15 protein-coding genes are annotated in these 21,526 nt (G+C 71.3%); 10 read left to right on the plus strand and 5 right to left on the minus strand.

Annotation, left to right across the window (positions count from 1 at the left end):
- From CJ226_RS06595 to CJ226_RS06605, 3 genes are all read right to left on the minus strand, one after another.
- On the minus strand, window positions 1–817 hold an 817-nt coding region (locus CJ226_RS06595), incomplete at its 3' end, for an energy-coupling factor transporter transmembrane component T (RefSeq protein WP_102208701.1).
- Window positions 814–2,481 (minus strand): ABC transporter ATP-binding protein, encoded by a 1,668-nt coding sequence (locus CJ226_RS06600; RefSeq protein ID WP_102208702.1) that lies wholly within the window; start codon window positions 2,479–2,481, stop codon window positions 814–816. The genes CJ226_RS06600 and CJ226_RS06595, both read right to left, overlap by 4 nt.
- Window positions 2,482–2,561: 80 nt before the next feature.
- Window positions 2,562–3,107 carry an ECF transporter S component gene (locus tag CJ226_RS06605; RefSeq protein ID WP_025104671.1) on the minus strand — a complete coding sequence of 182 codons (546 nt, stop codon included), beginning with the start codon at window positions 3,105–3,107 and terminating at the stop codon, window positions 2,562–2,564.
- Between the two features lie 176 nt (window positions 3,108–3,283).
- Here CJ226_RS06605 and CJ226_RS06610 point away from each other — a divergent pair, with 176 nt between their 5' ends.
- The 7 genes from CJ226_RS06610 (at window position 3,284) to CJ226_RS06640 (ending at window position 13,206) form a co-directional block, all read left to right on the plus strand.
- Window positions 3,284–6,487: a S8 family peptidase gene (locus CJ226_RS06610; protein WP_102208703.1), complete on the plus strand. Its 3,204-nt coding sequence runs from the start codon at window positions 3,284–3,286 to the stop codon at window positions 6,485–6,487.
- A 226-nt stretch (window positions 6,488–6,713) separates the two neighbouring features.
- Complete coding sequence (locus CJ226_RS06615; RefSeq protein WP_102208704.1) at window positions 6,714–8,999, plus strand: carbon starvation CstA family protein; 2,286 nt, start codon at window positions 6,714–6,716, stop codon at window positions 8,997–8,999.
- Window positions 9,000–9,012: 13 nt separating this feature from the next.
- Window positions 9,013–9,246, plus strand: a complete 234-nt coding sequence (locus CJ226_RS06620; RefSeq protein WP_050304924.1) for a YbdD/YjiX family protein — start codon at window positions 9,013–9,015, stop codon at window positions 9,244–9,246.
- 225 nt (window positions 9,247–9,471) lie between these two features.
- The gene (locus CJ226_RS06625; RefSeq protein ID WP_102208706.1) at window positions 9,472–10,653 is read left to right on the plus strand and encodes a sensor histidine kinase; all 1,182 of its coding nucleotides are present in this window, start codon (window positions 9,472–9,474) and stop codon (window positions 10,651–10,653) included.
- 8 nt (window positions 10,654–10,661) lie between these two features.
- On the plus strand, window positions 10,662–11,381 hold the full coding sequence (locus CJ226_RS06630; protein ID WP_102208707.1) for a LytTR family DNA-binding domain-containing protein: 720 nt from the start codon (window positions 10,662–10,664) through the stop codon (window positions 11,379–11,381).
- Window positions 11,378–11,752 carry a heavy metal transporter gene (locus tag CJ226_RS06635; RefSeq protein WP_102208708.1) on the plus strand — a complete coding sequence of 125 codons (375 nt, stop codon included), beginning with the start codon at window positions 11,378–11,380 and terminating at the stop codon, window positions 11,750–11,752. The genes CJ226_RS06630 and CJ226_RS06635 overlap by 4 nt, the downstream gene beginning before the upstream one ends.
- Window positions 11,749–13,206: a cation acetate symporter gene (locus CJ226_RS06640; protein ID WP_062637314.1), complete on the plus strand. Its 1,458-nt coding sequence runs from the start codon at window positions 11,749–11,751 to the stop codon at window positions 13,204–13,206. The genes CJ226_RS06635 and CJ226_RS06640 overlap by 4 nt, the downstream gene beginning before the upstream one ends.
- 635 nt (window positions 13,207–13,841) lie before the next feature.
- Here the strand turns inward: CJ226_RS06640 and CJ226_RS06645 are convergent.
- Window positions 13,842–14,759 carry a pirin family protein gene (locus CJ226_RS06645; RefSeq protein ID WP_102208709.1) on the minus strand — a complete coding sequence of 306 codons (918 nt, stop codon included), beginning with the start codon at window positions 14,757–14,759 and terminating at the stop codon, window positions 13,842–13,844.
- Complete coding sequence (locus tag CJ226_RS06650; RefSeq protein ID WP_102208710.1) at window positions 14,756–15,124, minus strand: GNAT family N-acetyltransferase; 369 nt, start codon at window positions 15,122–15,124, stop codon at window positions 14,756–14,758. The genes CJ226_RS06645 and CJ226_RS06650 overlap by 4 nt, the downstream gene beginning before the upstream one ends.
- A gap of 105 nt (window positions 15,125–15,229) precedes the next feature.
- Here CJ226_RS06650 and recQ point away from each other — a divergent pair, with 105 nt between their 5' ends.
- The 3 genes from recQ (at window position 15,230) to CJ226_RS06665 (ending at window position 20,701) form a co-directional block, all read left to right on the plus strand.
- Window positions 15,230–17,257: a DNA helicase RecQ gene (gene recQ / locus CJ226_RS06655; protein WP_180964549.1), complete on the plus strand. Its 2,028-nt coding sequence runs from the start codon at window positions 15,230–15,232 to the stop codon at window positions 17,255–17,257.
- A 235-nt stretch (window positions 17,258–17,492) separates the two neighbouring features.
- A complete protein-coding gene (locus CJ226_RS06660) occupies window positions 17,493–19,556 on the plus strand; it encodes an acyl-CoA dehydrogenase (RefSeq protein ID WP_102208711.1) in 2,064 nt (687 codons plus the stop codon).
- A 98-nt stretch (window positions 19,557–19,654) separates the two neighbouring features.
- Window positions 19,655–20,701, plus strand: coding sequence for an NAD(P)-dependent alcohol dehydrogenase (locus CJ226_RS06665; RefSeq protein WP_060922375.1), 1,047 nt, complete (start codon window positions 19,655–19,657; stop codon window positions 20,699–20,701).
- The last annotated feature ends 825 nt before the right edge of the window (window positions 20,702–21,526 follow it).

Here is a 21,526-nt window from a genome sequence, read left to right on the forward strand (position 1 = left end):
AGGGGAGCTGCCAGGGGAAGAAGACGACGAAGATCGCGGCCGAGACGGCGAGCATGACCACGGTGAAGACGGTGTCCCTCGTGCGGAAGGGCACGAGGTGCCGCTCGGTCCGCGTCGGATGCGCACCGAACGCCCGGGAGTCCATCGCGAGGGCGACGCGCTCCGCATGCCGGATGGCACCTGCGAGCAACGGGACGATGTACCCCCAGCCGCGGGCGATCCGCGCGAAGGGGCCGCGGCCGCCGTGGTAACCGCGCACCCGGTGCGCGGCGCGAATGACGGCGAGCTCATGCCCGAACCGGGGCACGAAGCGGAAGGCGGCCAGGGCCGTGTACCCGATGCGGTACGGCACGCGCAGCTGCTGCACGCTCGCACGCACGAGATCGGACCCGCTGGTGGTGAGGCCGCCGACGAGCGCGAGCGCGGCGATCGAGCCGAGCCGGAGCGCGGTGGCGAAGCCGATGAGGAGGGCGCCGCCGTAGAGGGTCCAGTCGCCGATCGTCACGACGGGGCTGGTGTCGGCGACCAGGGCCGTGTCGACCCACAGCGAGAAGCCGACGCCGATCGCGACCATTCCCGCGGGTAGACCGAGCAGGAGCAGCGCGAGGAGGCGCCCCGTCACCCGCGCCCCGATGAGGATGAGGGCGTAGGCGAGCACGAGGAAGGCGGCGGGGGTGGCCAGGTCCCGCACGAAGACGAGGAGCAGCATGGCGGGGGCGAACCCGGCGACCTTCGCCAGCGGGTTGAGGCCGTAGAGGAACTGCCGCCGCGAGGTGGCCGTGAGCGGCGCGTACGGATCGAGCGTGGTCATCGTCATGGCGACACCTCCCACCCGGCCGCGGTGAGCACCCGCTGCAACGCGGGGACACGCAGGCCCGCGGAGGGGAGGATCGCGGGATCGGCGAACAGCTCCGCCGTCGGACCGGCGGCGCGCACCCGCCCGTCGGCGAGGACGACCGTGTCGGTGGCGTGCTCGGCGACGAGCTGCAGATCGTGGGTGACGATGACCACGGTCGTGCCGTCCGCCCGGAGGCTCTCCAGCAGGTGCAGGAGCTCGGCGGCTCGGGCCCGGTCCTGTCCGAACGTGGGCTCGTCGAGGGCGAGGACGGGGGGACGGGTGATGAGGGCGGTGCCCACCGAGAGTCGTCGCTTCTCGCCGCCGGAGAGGAGGAACGGATGCACGTCGGCCTTGTGCGTCAGCCCGAACCGCTCCAGCATCTCCGCCACGCGGGTGCGGACCTCGTCGTCCGGCACGTGGCGCAGGCGGAGCCCGTGGGCGAGCTCGTCGAACACGGTGGCGGCGATGAACTGGTGCTCCGGGTTCTGGAACACGAAGCCGATGCGGGCCGCGAGCTCCCGAGGCGAGGCGGTGCCCGGATCGATGCCGTCGACGGAGACCCGACCTCTCGGCGGCGGCACGACCCCGGCGAGCGCCTGGATCAGCGTCGTCTTACCCGCCCCGTTCGCCCCGACGATCGCGGTGAGGCTCCCGGCGGCGATGTCGAGGTCGACCTCGTGCAGGATCTCGGTGCGGCGCCGTGTGACCGTGAGGCCGCGGGCCCGGATGATCGGCTTCCGCTCGGCGGGGCGAGGGGCGCCGACCGGCACCGAGGACGCGGCGCCGGGGCCGGGAGGCAGTGCGGCGGCCAGCGCCTCGGGCGTCAGCGGCAGCGGGTCGAGGACGATCCCCCGGTCGCGGAGGCGGAGCGCGGCGAGCGTCGCGGCGGGCAGCCAGACCCCCATCGCCACGAGCTCGTCGGCGTGCGCGCGGATGGTCTCGGCCGCCGGACCGTCGAAGACCACCCGGCCCTCGCGGTCGAGCACGATGGTGCGCGTGACGAAGCGCATCGCGGCGTCGAGGTTGTGCTCGACGAGGAGGATGGCCCGGTCTCCGGCGGCCACGACCTCGGTCAGCGCCGCGTACACGTCGTCGATCCCCTGCGGGTCGAGGTTCGCGGTCGGCTCGTCCAGCACGATGAGAGGAGAGCCCATCGCGAGGGCGCAGGCGATGGCGAGACGCTGCCGCCCGCCGCCGGACAGGTGGTCGGGGTTGTCGTCGCGGCGCTCCCACAGGCCGACGCGCCGCAGCGCCTCCTCCACGCGGGCGCGCACGGTCTCCACCGGGAGCAGGAGGTTCTCCGGGCCGAAGGCCACCTCGTCGTACACCGTCCCCGTGACGATCTGCGCGTCCGGATCCTGGAAGACCATGGCGACGTGCGTGCTGAGCGTCGCGGTGTGCGCGGTGGTCGTGTCGACGCCTCCGGCCTCGACGGTGCCGGTCATCGTCGCGGGGAGCGCGTGCGGGATGAGGCCGTTGAGGGCGAGCGTGAGCGTCGACTTCCCGGAACCGGACGGGCCCAGCAGGAGCACGACCTCGCCGGGATCGATGTCGAAGGTCACGTCGCGGGGCGACGGGTGCACGGCGTCCGCGTGGGTGAGGGTCAGCTCGCGCACGCGGAGGAGGGGTGCGGATGGGCACACGGCACGTCCCTGGTTCGACGGAGGGTGTGACTCTAACTTAGCTGAGCCTTACCTGTGCTGCCAGCGGGGCCCGTGCGCGATCAGCGGCGCGCGACCCCGGCGGTGCGCAGCGCCGAACCGATGGCGAGACCGATCGCCGTCCAGGCCACCGGGCCGAGGACGGAGATCGCCAGATACAGCAGCTGGGCCCACAGCGGCATGACCGCGAGGTTCGCCGCGAAGAACACCGCGACCGCCACGACGACGCCGATCACGACCGCCGAGACGAAGAACCGCCAGGCGCCCCAGGAGCGATAGCGGGTGAGGGCGGCGACACCCTCCTGGATGAGGCCGAAGAGCAGCGCGGTGCCGATGAACCGCAGCGACCACGCCGGGTTGAAGGCGCTCGCGATGAGGGCGGCGAACACGTGCGTGATGAGCGCCACGAACGGCAGCCGCAGTACCTCCTGCGCGATGATGCCCGGCAGCACGTGCGAGCCCAGCACGAGGCCGTAGAGGAACAGCAGCGGGCTGGCCAGGAGGAGGGGAGTGACCCATCCGGCGATGCCGCCGAGGATGCCCGTGGCGACACCGATCGCCGCGCAGATCAGCAGCACTCTGGTCGACAGGACGGAGGTTCGGGCCACGCCTCCAGCCTACTGGCGACATTCGGAGAGTCGGCCGCCGTCCATCCTGACCGATCGGCGCGATCAGGATTCGACCATCGTTCAGTTCTCGATCCGGCGCTGAACGGCGGGGCTATCGTGAGCCGCGGTGCGGCGACGACGCGGCATCGGGATCATCGGATCATCAGGAGCGAGATATGGGTCGAACACCCCTTCGGATCGCAGCAGCCACCACCCTGGCGACGCTGTTCATCGCATCGACGGCAACCGCAGGCCACGCAGCGACCGGGGAGGTGACGCACCCCGTTCCGGTCGCCGGGACCCCCGGGCACTACATCGTGATCATGAAGGCCGATCCCCTCGCCAGCTACGAAGGCGACGTCAAGGGCCTGAAGGCGACGAAGCCCGACGAGGGCGAGCAGCTCGAGACGCAGTCGCAGGACGCGAGGCGCTACGTCAAGCACCTCGAGTCGGAGCAGGAGAGCCTCATCAACGACGTCGGCGTCACCCCGGACACGACCTACCAGGTGGTGCTCAACGGTTTCAGCGCCGACCTCTCGGGTGAGCAGGTGGACCAGCTCCGCGCCTCGAAGGACGTCCTCGGGGTGTATCCGGACGAGATCCGTCACCCCGACGCGCAGACCTCGACCGACTACCTCGGCCTCGGCGACGACCGCAAGGGTCGCGGTGGGGTGTGGCAGCAGACCGGAGGCGTGAAGAAGGCGGGCGAGGGCGTCGTGGTCGGCGTGATCGACACCGGCATCGCTCCCGAGCATCCCTCGTTCGAGGGCAAGAAGCTCAAGCAGCAGAAGAAGCAGAACAGCCGACACAAGGGCACGGACCCGTACACCGACGGCACCTACGTCTACTTCGACAAGTCCGACGGCGGACAGTTCCGCGGCGCGATGGTCGATGGTCAGGACTGGGACGAGCGCGACTACTCGACGAAGCTCATCGGCGGACAGTACTTCTTCGCGGGAGCCCAGGCGGCCGGGTTCGACTTCCAGTACGACTATCTCTCCCCGCGCGACGGCGACGGTCACGGCTCGCACACGGCGAGCACCGCCGCAGGCAACTTCGGAGTGGACGCCGAGGTCGAGGGTGTCGACTTCGGAACGGTCTCCGGTGTCGCGCCCGGGGCGAAGGTCGCGGCCTACAAGGCCTGCTACGTCGGCCCGGACACGACCGTGACCACGGATGACATCTGCGCCCTGAGCGACCTCGTGGCCGCGATCGATCAGGCCGTGGCGGACGGTGTCGACGTGATCAACTACTCGATCGGCGGCGGCGCCGCGAGCACCGTGATGGCTCCCGAAGACCTCGCGTTCCTCAACGCCGCGGCCGCCGGTGTCTTCGTCGCGACCAGCGCCGGCAACGACGGCCCTGATCCGGTCACCGCCGACCACGCCTCGCCGTGGTACACGACGGTCGCCGCCTCCACCATCCCGACGTGGGAGGGCACCGTGCAGTTCGACGGCTTCGAGCAGGCCGGGGCCTCGGTGACCGTCCCGTTCGGCGAGAGCGTCTCCGGTCCCTCCATCGCCGCCGCGGATGCCGCGGCGCCCGGTGCGGCGGATGCGCAGCTGTGCCTGCCGGGCACCCTCGACCCGGCGAAGGTCGCCGGACACATCGTCGTCTGCGACCGCGGCGGCAACGCCCGCGCGGAGAAGTCCCAGGTCGTGAAGGACGCCGGGGGCATCGGCATGGTCCTGGTGAACGTGCCCGGTGGTGCGGATTCCCTCGACAACGACTTCCACGCCGTGCCGACCGTGCACCTGAACGCCGTGCACCGTGCGGCTGTGCTCGCCTACGTGCAGGGCGGCGTCGATCGGCCGATCACCCTCGTCGGTGAGAACACCACCGGTGTGACCACGCCGACCCCGCAGATCGCGGGCTTCTCGAGCCGCGGACCGGTCCTCGCCGACGGCACCGACGTGCTCAAGCCGGACATCGCCGCACCGGGAGTGGCGATCCTCGCCGCCACGCACAACGCCCCGGGTGAGGACCCGACCTTCGGCATCCTCTCCGGGACGTCGATGGCCTCCCCGCACATCGCGGGCCTCGGCGCGCTCTACCTCGGGGAGCACCCGCGGGCGACCCCGGGCGAGATCCGTTCGGCCCTGATGACGACCGCCTCCGACACCGTGCTCCCCGACGGGTCGAAGAACACGAACCCGTTCGAGCAGGGTGCCGGGCAGGTCGATGCGACGCGGTTCCTGAACCCCGGTCTGCTCTACCTGAACGGCTTCAAGGACTGGGCGGCGTTCCTCGACGGGAAGGGGCTGTCGGACTTCCCCGGCATCGACCCCATCGACGGCACCGATCTGAACCAGGCATCGATCTCGATCGGGTCCCTGGCCAGCGCGCAGACCGTCACCCGCTCGGTCACCTCGACCGAGAAGGGCGTGTTCACGGCGAAGGCCTCCGTCCCCGGCGTGAACGTGACTGTCACGCCGTCCCAGCTCTCCTTCGACAAGCCGGGGCAGACGAAGACCTTCACGGTCACGTTCGACAGCACCACCGCGCCGGTCGAGCAGTGGGCCACGGGTTCGCTCACCTGGACGAGCAAGAAGAACACGGTGCGCTCGCCGATCGCGGTCTTCCCGGTCACGGCGGATGCCCCGGCCGAGGTCACCGGCAGCGGCGTCGACGGCAGCACGACCGTCGACATCACCCCCGGCCTCGACGGTGATCTGGCGCTGGGCGTCTCGGGTCTCACGCCGTTCCAGCTGCTCAGCGACCCGGACAACCCCGTCGAGGGGCACTCCGGGAACGAGAACTCGGGCGACGCGAACAAGGACGTCTCCTGGATCGTCGACGTGCCGGAGGGGGCCACCCTCTCGCGGTTCGACCTCGACTCCTCCGACGACGAGGGCAGCGATCTCGACCTCACCGTCTACCGGGTCGTGAGCCCCGACGACCTGCGCTACTACGAGCGCTGGCAGTCGGCGACGGGCTCGGCCGACGAGCAGGTGACGATTCCCGCACCGACCGCGGGCACCTACCTCGTCGTCGCCAACGTGTACGCGACCACCGGGCCGATGACGTGGGACATGACCCACGCCTCCGTGCTGCCGGACGGGGAGGGGTCGTTCACCGCGACGCCGAACCCGATCGCCGCGGTCCGCGGGGAGAAGACGAGCTACGAGCTGAGCTGGACCGGTCTGACCGCCGGGACCCGCTACCTCGGACTCGTCCAGTACGGTGACTCGGCCGTGCGCACCGTGGTGACGGTCACGACGCCCGCGGACGCCGCGCCGACGCCGACTCCCGCGCCGAAGCCGTCGCCGACTCCCGAGCCGACGCCGACCCCCGAGCCGGCGCCGACCCCGGATCCGACTCCGACGCCGGGGCCGACTCCGGAGCCGACCGCGCCTCCGGAGACCGACGCCCCCGGGTGATCCGGGAACGGCTGCACGACGCGGGCACGGCCGCACGAGGGAATCCCTCGTGCGGCCGTGCCGTCGTCTCCGGGTCGTGCAGACGGGGCGGGGCGCAGATCGTCCGGCCCTCCGTTCGTCGCACGACCCCCGCCGCTCGTCGCAGCGTCCCCGGATCCGGGCATGACGGCGGGGCGCACTCCCTACCGTGGGGAGACGCAATGATGCGCCCCCAGAGGAGAACCCCATGACCGCACCTTCGTCGCGCCGCCGCGACGGCGCCGGGCTCGTCGACGACGACCCCGTCATCGAGACCGACCCGAACCTCCCACCCGTCGCCCTCTCCGCGGAGCACGAGGCGAAGAGCCGCCGCTGGACCCTGCCGAAGATCCTGCTGTGGACGGCCATCGCCCTCCTCGGCGGCGTCGCCTGGGTGATGCTCGCCATCGTGCGCGGAGAGACCGTGAACGCGATCTGGTTCGTGTTCGCCGCCGTGTGCACCTACCTGATCGGCTACCGCTTCTACTCCAAGGTCATCGAGCGGTACATCACCCGCCCCGACGACCGCCGGGCCACGCCCGCCGAGGTGAAGCAGGACGGCAAGGACTACGTCCCCACCGACCGCCGGGTGCTCTACGGTCACCACTTCGCCGCCATCGCCGGCGCCGGACCGCTCGTCGGCCCCGTGCTCGCGGCGCAGATGGGGTACCTCCCCGGCACCATCTGGATCATCGTGGGCGTCGTGCTCGCGGGTGCCGTGCAGGACTACACGGTCCTCTTCTTCTCGATGCGGCGCGGTGGCCGGACCATCGGCCAGATGGCGCGGCAGGAGCTCGGCAAGATCGGCGGCACCGCGGCGATCATCGCCTCGCTGCTCATCATGCTCATCATCGTCGCGATCCTCGCGCTCGTCGTCGTGAACGCCCTCGGCGAGAGCCCGTGGGGCGTCTTCTCGGTCGCGATGACCATCCCGATCGCCCTCTTCATGGGCGTGTACCTCCGCTACCTGCGCCCGGGCAAGGTGACCGAGGTCTCGATCATCGGCTTCGTGCTGCTCATGGCCGCCATCATCGGCGGCGGCTGGGTCGCCGGCACCGAGTGGGGCCAGGCGATCTTCCACCTCGACCGCACCACGATCGCGTGGGGCATCATCATCTACGGCTTCATCGCCGCGGTGCTGCCGGTCTGGCTGCTGCTCGCGCCCCGCGACTACCTCTCCACGTTCATGAAGATCGGCGTCATCGTGATGCTCGCCGGCGCGATCGTCCTCGTGCGTCCGGAGATCTCGGTCCCCGCGGTCAGCATCTTCGGCGAGAACGGCATGGGCCCGGTGTTCGCCGGTCCGCTCTTCCCCTTCCTCTTCGTGACGATCGCGTGCGGCGCGTTGTCCGGATTCCACGCGCTGATCGCGTCGGGCACGACCCCGAAGCTCGTCGAGAAGGAGCGGCAGACCCGGTTCATCGGCTACGGCGGCATGCTCATGGAGTCGTTCGTCGCGATCATGGCCCTCGTCGCCGCGATCTCGATCGACCAGGGCATCTACTTCGCCATGAACGCACCGGCCGCCGCGACCGGGGGCACCGTGGAGGGGGCGGTCGCCTTCGTGAACTCGCTCGGGCTGACGGGGGTGAACCTCACCCCCGACATGCTCACGGGCACGGCGGCGGCGGTCGGGGAGGAGTCGATCGTCTCGCGCACGGGTGGCGCTCCCACGCTCGCGCTCGGCCTCGCGCACATCATGCAGCAGGCCCTCGGCGGACAGGCGCTCATGGCGTTCTGGTACCACTTCGCGATCATGTTCGAGGCCCTGTTCATCCTCACGGCGGTGGACGCCGGAACCCGGGTCGCCCGCTTCATGCTGCAGGACTCGATCGGCGCCTGGTTCCCGAAGTTCCGCGACGTCTCCTGGCGTCCCGGGGTGTGGATCTGCACCGCGATCATGGTGGCCGGCTGGGGAGCGATCCTCATCCTCGGCGTCACCGACCCGCTCGGCGGCATCAACACGTTCTTCCCGCTGTTCGGCATCGCGAACCAGCTGCTCGCGGCGATCGCGCTCGCCGTGGTGCTGGCCATCGTCGCCAAGCGTGGTCGCAGCTACTTCCGGTGGCTGTGGATCATCGCGCTGCCGCTCGCCTTCACCGCGGTCGTCACCATCACGGCGTCGCTCTACAAGATCTTCTCGCCGGTGCCGGCGATCGGATACTGGGCGAACCACTTCCGCTACCTGGAGGCGCTGAACTCCGGTGACACCACGCTCGGCGCGCCGGAGGTGCTGCAGGCCGTCATCCGCAACACCGCGGTGCAGGGCACGCTGTCGATCATCTTCGTGGTGCTCGCGATCATCGTCATCGTCATGGCCGTCATCGCGACCGTGAAGGCGATCCGCAACGGCGGCGGCGAGAACACCGAGGACCCGCCCGTCGCTTCGCGCCGCTTCGCCCCGGCCGGGTTCCTCCCCGACGCGGAGGAGCGCGAGCTGGAGAAGCAGTGGGAGCCGATCCTCGCCGAAGAGCGCGCGGCGGCACGGCACTGAGATGATCTCCACGGTGGATCGGACGGATGCCGCGACCTCTCCGCTGCGGGTGCTGTGGAGCGCCCTCGGCCGGGTCGGCCGCGGCATCCGCTGGTACATGACGACGCTGATGGGCGACACCGCGTACGCCACGTACGTCGCCCATCACCGTCGGCATCATCCGGACGAGGAGCCGCTGACGGAGCGGCAGTTCTGGCGTCAGCGGATGGACGACCAGGACCGCAATCCCGGTGCCCGCTGCTGCTGACCCTTCGACAGGCTCAGGGCCCTTCGACAGGCTCAGGGCCCTTCGACAGGCTCAGGGACCCAAGGTGGGTCGCTGAGCCTGTCGAAGCGTGGGTCGCTGAGCTTGTCGAAGCGTGGGTCGCTGAGCCTGTCGAAGCGTGGGTCGCTGAGCCTGTCGAAGCGTGGGTCGCTGAGCCTGTCGAAGCGCGGGTCGCTGAGCCTGCCTGCGCGTCCCTAGGCTGAGCGCATGAACGACGTCGTGCTCGCCGCGATCCTCGGCGCGCTCGGCGGCATCGCCCTCACGGCGCTGCTGCTGCTCGCCCGGCGGTTCGCGCGCGGCTCGGCCGACCTCGGCAGCGAGGCGGAGCAGGGGGCGCTGCGGGCGCTGCACCAGGCGAGTCTCGCCGCTCCGCACCTCCGCGGCGGATTGACCGGGCCGGATGCCGTCAAGGCCGCCCGGCATCTGCGCACCCTGCTGGGCAGCGCCGCGGTCGCCATCGTCGGCGAGGACGACACGGTCACCCTCGACGGCGCCGCGGACGGGCTCGAATCCGCCGCCGTGCGCATCGCCGCCCAGGTGCGCGGGTCGGGGCGGCGGCAGGTGTTCCCCGCGCCCTCGCGGACGGACGACCTGGAGGCGGTCGGCGCGCCCATCCTCGTCGACGGGGTGCCGGTCGGGGTGGTCGTCGCCTTCGCGTCCCCGGTGCGGGCCGCGCTCGTGCGGGCGGCGGAGGAGGTGGCCGACTGGTGTGCGGCGCAGGTCGAGCTCGGCGGACTCGAGGCCTCCCGCACCCAGCTCGCCGAGGCGGAGCTCCGGGCTCTGCGTGCGCAGATCTCCCCCCACTTCATCTACAACGCCCTCACCGCGATCGCCTCGTTCATCACGACCGACCCCGACCGGGCTCGTGACCTCGTGCTCGAGTTCGCCGACTTCACCCGCTACTCCTTCCGCCGGCACGGGGAGTTCACCACGCTCGCGGAGGAGCTGGGCAGCATCCACTCCTACCTCGAACTGGAGCGCGCGCGGTTCGGCGATCGCCTGCGGGTGACGCTGCAGATCGCGCCGGAGACGCTCGCGACGGTCATCCCCTTCCTCTCCGTGCAGCCGCTCGTGGAGAACGCCGTGCGGCACGGCCTGGAGCCGGGGGAGGGCGGCGGCGAGATCCGCATCACCTCCCGCGACGACGGCACGCACACCGAGATCCTCGTCGAGGACGACGGCGTCGGGATGGACCCGGACGGCCTGCGCGCGCTGCTCACGGCGCGCGAGGAGGGCGGTCACGTGGGCCTGCGGAACGTCGACACCCGGCTTCGCCAGGTCTACGGCAGCGGGGGCGGTCTGGTCGTCGAGACCAACGCCGGCGCGGGTACCCTGGTGCGCATGCGAGTCCCGAAATCGCAGCCCCTCCACGACCCGGACGACGACTGAGGAGCGGCATGATCGACGTCCTCGTCGCCGACGACGAGCAGCCGGCCCTCGACGAGCTCGTGCACCTGCTGCGTGCCGACCCGCGCATCGGCGAGATCCTCACCGCGGCAAACGGCGCCGACGCGCTGCGTCAGCTCTCCGCGCGTGCGGTGCGGATCGCCTTCCTCGACATCCACATGCCGGGTCTGCTCGGCACCGAGCTCGCCCGCGCGCTCCTCGGTCTCGCGGAGCCGCCCGCGGTCGTGTTCGTCACCGCCGACGAGGCCCGTGCGGTCGAGGCGTTCGAGCTGCGCGCGGCGGACTACCTCCTCAAGCCGGTCCGGCGGGAACGCCTGCGCAGCGCTGTGGATCGGGTGATCGAGCAGGAGGCCGCACCGCGCGGCGAGGACGAGGTGCTGCCGGTGACCGTGGGTGCGTCCGTGCGGTTCGTCCGGCGCAGCGACGTGCGCTGGGTGCAGGCGCAGGGCGACTACGCGCGGCTGCACACGGAGGACGACGGGCCCGGCCACCTCGTGCGCATCCCGCTCTCCGAGCTCGAGTCCCGGTGGGCGCCGGCGGGATTCCTCCGCATCCACCGTTCCACGCTCGTCCGGATCGCCGCGGTGACCGAGGCGCGGCTGTCGGGTGGGGAACCCGTCGTCGTCGTCGGCACGGCCGTGCTGCCGGTGAGCAGAAGGCTCGTCGCGACGGTGCGGGAGGCGCTCGTGCGGGGGGAGGGAACGGGATGACCGAGGCGCCGAAGCGGGTGCGCGTCACGGCGGACACCCCGCCCCGTCGCTCCTCCGCCGCCACGCGGGGGATCGCGCTACCCGGAGCCCCGGTCGCGGAGGCCGACGCCGTCTACGCCCGTGCCCTGATGCGCAGCCAGCTCCGGCTCGCGCTGGGCACCGTCGCCGGCTTCGTGGTGGTCGTCGTCGCCCTGGCGCTCGGGATCGCGCTCATCCCCGAGGTCGATGCCGTCGTTCTCGGCGGCCTGCCGCTGTCGTGGCTGCTCCAGGCCTTCGCGTTCTACCCGGTGATCCTCGTGTTCGCGGTGCTGTACGTGCGCACGGCGGTCCGCAACGAGCGGCGGTACCGCGCCCTGCGGGACCGCGAGTGAACGCCGTTCTCGACCTCGTCGGGGTCGCCCTGGTCGTGATCGCCACCCTCCTCATCGGCGTGTACGGGCTGCGGGTGTCGCGCACGACGAGCGACTTCTTCGTGGCGTCGCGCACGGTGCGTCCGGTCTGGAACGCCTCGGCCATCAGCGGCGAGTATCTCTCGGCCGGCACCTTCCTCGGCCTCTCCGGGCTGGTGCTGCTGGACGGCGCCCGCGGCTTCTGGTTCCCCATCGGGTACGCCGCGGGGTACCTGCTCGTGCTCGTCTTCGTGGCCGCGCCCCTGCGCCGCAGCGGGGCGTACACGATCCCCGATTTCGTCGAGGCCCGGCTCGACTCGACCGCCGCGCGCCGTGTCACCAGCCTCGCGGTCCTCATCATCGGCTGGCTCTACATCGTGCCGCAGCTGCACGGCGCGGGCATCACTCTCGTCGTGGTCGCCGGGCTGCCGGAGTGGGTCGGGGCCGTGACGATCGCGGTGCTCGTGGCGGCGGCGGTCGCCGCGGGCGGCATGCGCGCGATCACCTTCGTGCAGGCCTTCCAGTACTGGCTCAAGCTCACCGCGCTCCTCGTGCCGGTGGTGTGCATCGCGTTCGCCTTGAGTGGAGGGCCGCACGACTTCGATCCCGCGCTCGTCTTCCCCGCCGAGGCCGGGCCGTCCGGCTTCGACGCCTACGAGACCGCGTCGCTGCTGCTCGCGCTGCTCCTCGGCACGATGGGCCTGCCGCACGTCCTGGTGCGGTTCTACACGAGCCCGACCGGAGCCTCCGCGCGGCGGACCACCGTGATCGTCATCGCCATGGTGAGCGCGTTCTACGCCGTGTCGAGCGCGATGGGGCTCCTGGCGCGGATCGCCGCCCCCGACCTCGCGCGGCCGGGGATCGCCGACACCGTCGTGCTGCAGCTTCCGTCGCGGGTGTTCCCTGGGCTCGCGGGTGAGCTGCTGACGGCCCTCATCGTCGCCGGGGCCTTCGCCGCGTTCCTGGCGACTTCGGCCGGACTCGTGGTCTCGCTCGCGGGGGTCATCAGCCAGGACGTCTTCTCCGGCTCCGTGCGCTCCTTCCGGCTGTCCGCGGTGCTGTGTGCGCTCGTGCCGCTGGGGGTCGCGCTGCTCACGGTTCCCGCGGGGCTCGTGTCGAGCGTGGGGGTGGTGTTCGTCGTGGCGGCGTCTACGCTCTCGCCCGTGGTGCTGCTGGGCGTGTGGTGGCGGGGCCTCACCGCGCGCGGGGCGGTCGCGGGCATGGTGTGCGGCGGCGTCGCGACCGGGCTCGCCCTGCTCGTGCACGCCGCGGTGGACGGGGTCGGCGTCGTGGCACCGTACCTCGCGCAGCCCGCCGCCTGGACGATCCCGCTGGCGACCGGAGTCACCGTCGCCGTGTCGATGCTCGACCCTCGCGGACCCTCGCCCCGCACGGACCGCTTCCTCGCCCGCGTGCACACCCCCGACCGCGCCTGAGTCTGCTTCTGCGTCCTGCTTCCTGGAACAGGCGGTCGCGCCGCTTCAGGCAGGTGAAAGCCCATCGAGCCTGAGCCAGCGTGAGTGCCTGAAGAGCGGGGTCGGTGTGGTCGGGCCAGGGGGCTCCAGCGGGACGGCAGGCACTGGCGCGAGCACAGGCAGGGAGGATCAGGAGTGCCTGAACTGGCGTGGGTGCTTGTGCTGGCGTGGATGCCTGAACTGGCGTGGGTGCTTGAACTGGCGGGAGTGCCTGAACTGGCGTGGGTGCCTGTTCGGGCGCGTCAGCGAGGTCGCGCGCGAGGGCAGGCAGTGGCGTGAGAGCAGGCAGGGAGGGTGGGGGGTGCCTGTGCTGGCGGGAGTGCCTGAACTGGCGTGGGTGCCTGTTCGGGCGCGTCGGCCAGGTTGCGCGCGAGGGCAGGCAGTGGCGTGAGAGCAGGCAGGGAGGGTGAAGAGTGCCTGTTCTGGCGGGAGTGCCTGAACTGGCGTGGGTGCCTGAACTGGCGTGGGTGCCTGTTCGGGCGCGTCGGCCAGGTTGCGCGCGAGGGCAGGCAGTGGCGTGAGAACAGGCAAGGAGGGCGGGGAGTGCCTGTGCTGGCGGGAGTGCCTGAATCGGCGGGAGTGCCTGTGCGGGAGGGTCAGAGGGTGCGGCTGCGTGGCATCAGGCGCACCGGGGGGAGCGGCGGCGCGGGGATGCGCTGGTCGTGCCCCTCGACGACGCCGAACCGGGGGGATGCGGCCTCCCAGTCCTCGCGGGCGGCGGCGATCTCGTCATGGGAGCGCCCGGCGAAGTTCCACCACATGACGATCTCGTCCTCGAACGGCTCACCACCGAGGAGGAACAGCAAGCCGCCCTCACTGCTGGTCACCTCGACGTCGTCGCGGGAATCGCCGAGGTAGAGCATGTCGTTGCGGGTCATCGCGTGCTCCGGGACGGCGGCGTCGCCCTCGACGAGGAGCAGCGCGTGCTCCCACTCCGGCCGCAGCGGCAGGCGCACCGTGGTCCCGGCGGGCACGACGATCTCCGCCCCGACGATCGGCGTGTGCACGGTCGCCGGCGAGTGCACGCCCGCGAACTCGCCGAGCACGACCGTGGCCGTGGCGTCCGATCCGGTCGCGGCCGGGAGGGTCGTCGTCGGCAGGTCGGTGTGCCGCTCGAAGCCGCCGTCCCCGTGGCGCGCGGACTCCGGGAGCACGACCCAGAACTGCAGCGCATCGAGCGGAACGGGGCCGTCGCCCACGGAGTACTCCGAGTGCGAGATGCCGTTGCCCGCGGTCATGAGGTTGAGCTGTCCGCGCCGGAGGTCGGCATCGCTGCCCAGCGAATCGCGGTGCCGGATCTCGCCGACCAGCGGCCAGGTCACCGTCTGCAGACCGATGTGCGGATGCGGCTCGACGCGCATCCGGGTCTCGGCCGGGCCGAACCGGTCGAGGAAGCACCATGCGCCGATGGTGGGGAGGTTGCGATGCGGCAGCACCCGCAGCACCTCCATGCCGCGCACACCGCCGAGCGGCACCGCCCGGGGTTCGAGGACGAGGCGGCGCTGCCCGATCATTCCGCCCTGCCCGTGGGGTCCTCGTCCGCGCCGGCCGACTTCTCCTGCACCGGGGCGTCCGCCGTCGAGCCCGGGCGCTGCGGCCAGCGGATCTCGGCGCCGGGCACCTCGTGCGTCTGGAGGTACTTCGCGATGTACGGGCAGAGCGGCACGATCGCGTCGCCCGTCGACGCCACGTCGGTCAGTGCCGCCGCGGCGAGCTTCCCCGCCAGGCCCTGGCCCTGGAAGGCCGGGTCGATCTCGGTGTGCAGGAAGCGGATCGCGCCGGGGCGGGTGTCGAACTCGGCGAACCCGGCCAGCACGTCATCGGAACGGATCTCGTAGCGGGAGGCCTCGTCGTTGCGGGTCACGGTGATGTCGGTCATCGGATGCTCCTTCCGGCGTCTGGAACCAACCTACGCCCGGGATCGAGGGTGCGGGCCTGTGGACGTCGCCGTGCCGCTGTCCGTCGGGGTGATTACGCTGGAGGGATGCCGCAGACTCCCCGTGATCCGTACGACGGATGGATCCCCGAGCCGGACGCGGCATCCGACCAGCCCTGGGACGACGGGTGGGAGCCGACCGAGCCGCCGGAGCCGATGGACTGGGAGCCGCAGGGCGCGGGCTTCGAGCCGCCCCTCGACTGGGGTCCGGGTCCGACGACCGCGGTGACCACCGCGCCGGCCGTCCGCCGCGCCACACCCAGCCGGTATGCGACGGCCCGTGAGGCACTGCACACCGTCTTCGGCTACGACGACTTCCGCGGCGACCAGGCGGCCATCGTCGAGCAGGTCATCGGCGGCGGCGACGCCGTCGTCCTGATGCCCACCGGCGGCGGCAAGAGCATCACGTACCAGGTGCCCGCGCTCGTGCGCGAAGGCACCGGACTCGTCATCAGCCCCCTCATCGCGCTCATGCACGACCAGGTCGACGCGCTGCGCGCCAACGGTGTGAAGGCCGCGTACCTCAACTCCACCCAGTCGATCGAGGAGCGCCGCGAGGTCGAGCGCGCCTATGTCGCCGGCGAGCTCGACCTCATCTACGTCGCCCCGGAGCGCCTGTCGAGCGCGCAGACCACCTCCCTCCTGCAGCGCGGCACGCTCAGTGTCATCGCCATCGACGAGGCCCACTGCGTGTCGCAGTGGGGTCACGACTTCCGGCCTGACTACCTCGCGCTCGGCGACCTGGGCGAGCGGTTCCCCGGCGTCCCGCGCATGGCCCTGACAGCCACCGCGACGCGGGCCACGCACAAGGAGCTCACCGAGCGCCTGCACCTCGACGCGGCGAAGCACTTCGTGGCGAGCTTCGATCGCCCCAACATCCAGTACCGCATCGTCCCGAAGGTCGATCCCCGCAAGCAGCTCGTGCAGTTCATCCGGTCGCAGCCGGAGGGGGCGGCGGGCATCGTCTATGCGCTCAGCCGCAAGTCCGTCGAGCAGACGGCGACCTATCTCGCCGCGCAGGGTCTCGACGCGCTGCCGTACCACGCCGGTCTGCCCGCCGAGGTGCGGGCGGCGAACCAGTCGCGCTTCCTCCGTGAAGACGGCGTCGTGATGGTGGCGACCATCGCGTTCGGCATGGGCATCGACAAGCCCGACGTGCGCTTCGTCGCCCACATCGATCTGCCGAAGTCCGTCGAGGGGTACTACCAGGAGACCGGGCGCGCCGGCCGCGACGGCGAGCCGTCCGTGGCATGGATGGCGTACGGGCTCGGCGACGTCGTGCAGCAGCGCCGACTGATCGATCAGAGTCCCGGCGACCGCACGTTCAAGATGCGCATGGGGCAGCACCTCGATGCGATGCTCGCGCTGTGCGAGACAGTGGAGTGCCGCCGACAGAACCTCCTCGGGTACTTCGGTCAGGACTCGCAGCCCTGCGGCAACTGCGACACGTGCCTCGACGACACGGCGACCTTCGACGGGCTCGTCCCCGCGCAGAAGCTGCTGTCCACGATCGTGCGGCTGAAGCGGGAGCGGAATCAGGCCTTCGGTGCGGGCCACCTCATCGACATCCTCCGCGGAGCCTCGACCGAGCGCATCCGCCAGCAGCGGCACGACGCCCTCGCGACCTATGGCATCGGCGCCGACCTCTCCGACCAGGACTGGCGGAGCGTGGTGCGCCAGCTCCTCGCCCGGGGCATCCTCGTCGCGCAGGGCGACTACGGCACGCTCGCACCCGGAGAGGCCGCGGCCGGGGTGCTGCGCGGCGAGACCGCGGTACCGCTTCGGAAAGACACGATCGGACGCCCGTCGTCGCCGTCCCGCGCCCGGAAGGCGAGTGCCGCCGACGCCCTCGACGCCGGAGACCGGGAGCTGTTCGAGGCGCTGCGGGCCTGGCGCGCCGAGACCGCCAGAGAGCAGGGCGTCCCGGCGTACATCGTCTTCGGCGACGCCACGCTCCGTGCGCTGGCGGAGCATCGGCCGACCTCGCACGCCGACCTCGACGGCATCACCCGCATCGGTGCGAAGAAGCGCGAGGCCTACGGCGACGGCGTCCTCGCCGTCATCGCCGCCTCCTGACCCCGAACCACACCCTTCCGCGCGAGCCACCCCTTTGCGGACGCTCGCAGGGGGCCGAGATGCACGGAACGGGGGGGTCGACGGAGCTCCGAAGGGGGAACCTGTCGCGAGCCGACAAGGACGGGCGCAGACGGGGCGACCAGACGTTGGAGGATGCGGACAGGGGACTTCGTGCGGTTTTGTCGCACACCTACCATGAGAGGCATCCACTTTCGTCTCTCCGAGAGGAACGCTCATGGTCGACGCCGCCGTCCGCCCTTCGACGACACCTGACCCGCGCGAGAGCGCGACCGCCCCGCGGATCGATGTCGCCCGCCTGAACGACGCCCTCATGGGCACCTGGGGCGACGTACGCCGCCAGGCCCGCGAGATGATCAAGGACTCCGCGTTCTGGCGGAAGGACGAGCTCGGCAAGGACGACCACCGCGAGCGCGTGCTCAGCCAGCTCCACCTCCTCGTCGACAACAAGGCCGTGCACCGGGCGTTCCCGAAGCGCTTCGGCGGCGAGGAGAACAACGGCGGCAACATCGCCGGGTTCGAGGAGCTCGTGGCCGCCGACCCGAGCCTGCAGATCAAGTCGGGCGTGCAGTGGGGGCTCTTCGGCTCCGCGATCCTGCAGCTCGGCACGAAGGAGCACCACGACAAGTGGCTCCCCGGTGTCATGGACCTGTCGATCCCCGGCGCGTTCGCAATGACCGAGATCGGGCACGGCTCCGATGTCGCCGCGGTCGGCACCACCGCCACGTACGACCCGGAGACGGAGGAGTTCATCATCCACACGCCGTTCCGGGGAGCTGTGAAGGAGTACCTCGGCAACGCGGCACTGCACGGCATCGCGGCGACGGTCTTCGCGCAGCTCATCACGAACGGCGTCAACCACGGCGTGCACTGCTTCTACGTGCCCCTGCGCGGCGAGGACGGCGTGGATCTGCCGGGCATCGGTCGCGAGGACGACGGTCTCAAGGGCGGACTGAACGGCATCGACAACGGCCGTCTCTCCTTCGACCAGGTGCGCATCCCGCGCACGAACCTGTTGAACCGCTACGGCGACGTCGCCCCGGACGGCACCTACTCCAGCGCGATCGACAGCCCCGGCCGCCGCTTCTTCACGATGCTCGGCACCCTCGTGCAGGGACGTGTCTCGCTCGACGGCGCCGCTTCCTGGGCTTCCGCCCTCGGCCTGCACATCGCGATCACCTACGCCACGCAGCGTCGCCAGTTCGACGGGGCGGACGGGCAGGAGGTCGTGCTGATGGACTACGGCAAGCATCAGCGCCGTCTGCTCCCGCGCCTGGCCACCACGTACGCGCAGATCTTCGCGCACGACGAGTTCCTGCAGAAGTTCGACGGCGTCTTCTCCGGTCGCACCGACACCCCGGACGACCGGGAAGACCTGGAGACGCTCGCGGCGGCGCTCAAGCCGCTGTCGACCTGGCATGCGCTCGACACGCTGCAGGAGGCCCGCGAGGCGTGCGGCGGCGCCGGCTTCATGTTCGAGAACCGGCTCGTCGGACTCCGCGCCGACCTCGACATCTACGTCACGTTCGAGGGCGACAACAACGTCCTGCTCCAGCTCGTCGGCAAGCGGCTGCTGACCGACTACGCGAAGCAGTTCCAGGGCAAGGACGCCGCGGCCCTCGCGCGCTACGCCGTGGGGATGACCGCCGGCAAGCTGTTCCACGGCGCAGGGCTCCGTCAGCTCGGCCAGGCGGTGACCGACTTCGGTCAGGTCGCTCGGTCGGTGGAGCGCGGACTGCGCGAGGAGCAGCAGCACGACCTCCTCGCGGGCCGCGTGCAGCAGATGGTCGCCGACATCGCGACCCGGCTGCGCGCCGCCGGCAAGGACAAGGTGCTCGGGGCGCGGCTGTTCAACGAGAACCAGGCCGAGCTCATCGAGGCGGCCAGGGCGCACGGCGAGCTGCTGCAGTGGGAGGCCTTCACCGACGCCGTCCACGCGATGGACGATGCCGAGACGAAGAAGGTCATGACCTGGCTCCGCGACCTCTTCGGTCTGCAGCTCATCGAGAAGCACCTCGCCTGGCACCTCATCCACGGGCGGCTCTCCACGCAGCGGGCGGCGGCGGTGTCGAGCTACATCGATCGGCTGTGCGCGCGGCTGCGTCCGTACGCCCTCGACCTCGTGGACGCGTTCGGCTACGAGCCCGAGCACGTGCGGGCTCCCATCGCGAGCGGTGCGGAGAAGCAGCGGCAGGACGAGGCCCGCGCGTACTACGCCGACCTCGAGGCCACCGGTCAGGCTCCCGTCCTGGAGAAGACCCTCAAGCGGCAGAAGCGCTGAGCCGTCGGCCCGGGCTGTGTAGACGGCCCGGGCCCTCCGGACAGCGGATTCATCGACGCGGGCGGATAGTCTCGGCGAGTACCGACCCGAGGAGCATCATGTCGACCGTCACCGCCTACGCCGCCCCCGCCGAAGCCGCCCCGCTCGAGAAGACCGTCATCGAGCGCCGGGAGCTGGGCCCGCACGACATCCTCATCGACATCGCCTTCGCCGGCATCTGCCACTCCGACATCCACACCGTGCGCGGAGACTGGGGTCCGCAGCAGTACCCGCTCGCCCCGGGACACGAGATCACCGGAACGGTCGCCGCGGTGGGGTCCGAGGTCACGAAGCACGCCCTCGGCGACCGCGTCGGCGTCGGCTGCCTGGTGAACTCGTGCCGGGAGTGCGTGTACTGCCTCCGCGGCGACGAGCAGTTCTGCACGCAGGGCGCCGTCGGCACCTACGGGGCGGTCGACCGCGACGGCACGATCACCCAGGGCGGCTACTCGCAGCAGGTCGTCGTCACCGAGGACTTCGTGCTGCGGATCCCGGATGCCCTGCCCCTGGACGCGGCGGCTCCCCTGCTGTGCGCGGGCATCACCACGTACTCGCCGCTGCGGCATTGGAAGGTCGGCCCCGGCACGCGCGTCGCGGTGGTCGGACTCGGCGGCCTCGGTCACATGGGCGTGCAGATCGCACATGCCCTCGGCGCGGAGGTGACCGTGCTGTCGCAGACGCTCGCGAAGCAGGACGACGGCCTCCGCCTCGGTGCCGACCGCTACTTCGCGACGGGCGACCGTGACACCTTCCGCGACCTGCGGGGCTCCTTCGACGTGATCCTCAACACCGTGAGCGCCGTCATCGACCTCCGCTCCTACCTCGGGCTGCTCGACGTGGACGGCACCATCGTGTGCGTCGGTGCTCCCGCGGAGGCCCTCGCCCTGAACGCGGGGTCGCTGATCGCCGGACGACGCTCCATCGCTGGCTCGAACATCGGCGGCATCCGGGAGACCCAGGAGATGCTCGACTTCTGCGCGGAGCACGGCATCACGGCGCAGATCGAGGTCATCCCCGCGTCGGCCATCAACGAGGCGTACGAGCGCGTCCTCGCGTCCGACGTCCGCTACCGCTTCGTCATCGACGCCGCCACCTTCGCCGACTGACCCCGCCCCCGTCCCGCTCCCGGCCCGGTCCGTCCGTTCCGTCGCAGGATCAAAATCGCACCCCCGGTGCCTGCCTGAGGAGCGATTTCCGTCCCGCTCCCATCCCGCTCGCGCTCCCGTCCGGTGCGGGAGCAAAAGCGCACCTCTGCTGCCCGCATCAGGCGCGATTTCCGTCCCGCGACCGGGGAGCCCCTGGGCGCGGGACGGAAAAGTCCCCGGGTGAGTGCCGCGTCGGTGCGGTTCTGATCCCGCGCTGGCCTTGGGTGGGCGCGCGCGGAGGACGAGCTGCGGGAGCGGAACCGGGTGCACCCTGCCACGGCGTTCCGCTCCGGGACGGGTAAGGCGCCGGAGCGACCCGGTGGAGGCGTCTTTCTGATCCGTCTCGGAGGACCCGGGTCCGCGCTGAAGAAGGCGCCCCTGCGGCGAGCCGCCTCCGCTGTCGGTGCGGGATCGGAACGGTGCCGGGGCCCGCTTCGGAGGGCCTGTTTCGATCCCGCGTCGGAGGTGCGCGGGGTGGCGGGATGCGAACGGTGCCGGAGTTCCGTGTCGGGGGGTCGGTTTTGATCTCGCGTCGCAGGTGCGGGTGCGGGATGGGAAAGGGGCCGTGGATCTGCGTCGAAGGGCCCTTTTCGATCCCCCGTCGGAGGTATGTGTCCTGGCGGGATGGAAAACGGGCCTGGGGAGGCGGGGGGAGGGGCGGAAGTGAACTGGGACGGGGGACGCGGGACGCGGGACGAGGACGGGGGTGTCGGTGGGGGTGGATACGGTGAGGGGATGACTTCCCTCCTCACGGGGCCCGACTCCCGCGCGCGCTGCGCCTGGGTC

It is taken from the genome of Microbacterium sp. UMB0228 (assembly GCF_002871415.1).
In the GTDB taxonomy this organism is placed as follows: Bacteria; Actinomycetota; Actinomycetes; order Actinomycetales; family Microbacteriaceae; genus Microbacterium.

Bases quoted from the DNA above. Each gene is read 5' to 3' on its own strand.
- CJ226_RS06610 (WP_102208703.1), top strand. From the start codon at position 3,284: ATGGGTCGAACACCCCTTCGGATCGCAGCAGCCACCACCCTGGCGACG.
- CJ226_RS06615 (WP_102208704.1), top strand. From the start codon at position 6,714: ATGACCGCACCTTCGTCGCGCCGCCGCGACGGCGCCGGGCTCGTCGAC.
- CJ226_RS06625 (WP_102208706.1), top strand. From the start codon at position 9,472: ATGAACGACGTCGTGCTCGCCGCGATCCTCGGCGCGCTCGGCGGCATC.
- CJ226_RS06635 (WP_102208708.1), top strand. From the start codon at position 11,378: ATGACCGAGGCGCCGAAGCGGGTGCGCGTCACGGCGGACACCCCGCCC.
- CJ226_RS06645 (WP_102208709.1), bottom strand. From the start codon at position 14,759: ATGATCGGGCAGCGCCGCCTCGTCCTCGAACCCCGGGCGGTGCCGCTC.
- CJ226_RS06665 (WP_060922375.1), top strand. From the start codon at position 19,655: ATGTCGACCGTCACCGCCTACGCCGCCCCCGCCGAAGCCGCCCCGCTC.
- CJ226_RS06650 (WP_102208710.1), bottom strand. From the start codon at position 15,124: ATGACCGACATCACCGTGACCCGCAACGACGAGGCCTCCCGCTACGAG.
- CJ226_RS06660 (WP_102208711.1), top strand. From the start codon at position 17,493: ATGGTCGACGCCGCCGTCCGCCCTTCGACGACACCTGACCCGCGCGAG.
- CJ226_RS06630 (WP_102208707.1), top strand. From the start codon at position 10,662: ATGATCGACGTCCTCGTCGCCGACGACGAGCAGCCGGCCCTCGACGAG.
- recQ (WP_180964549.1), top strand. From the start codon at position 15,230: ATGCCGCAGACTCCCCGTGATCCGTACGACGGATGGATCCCCGAGCCG.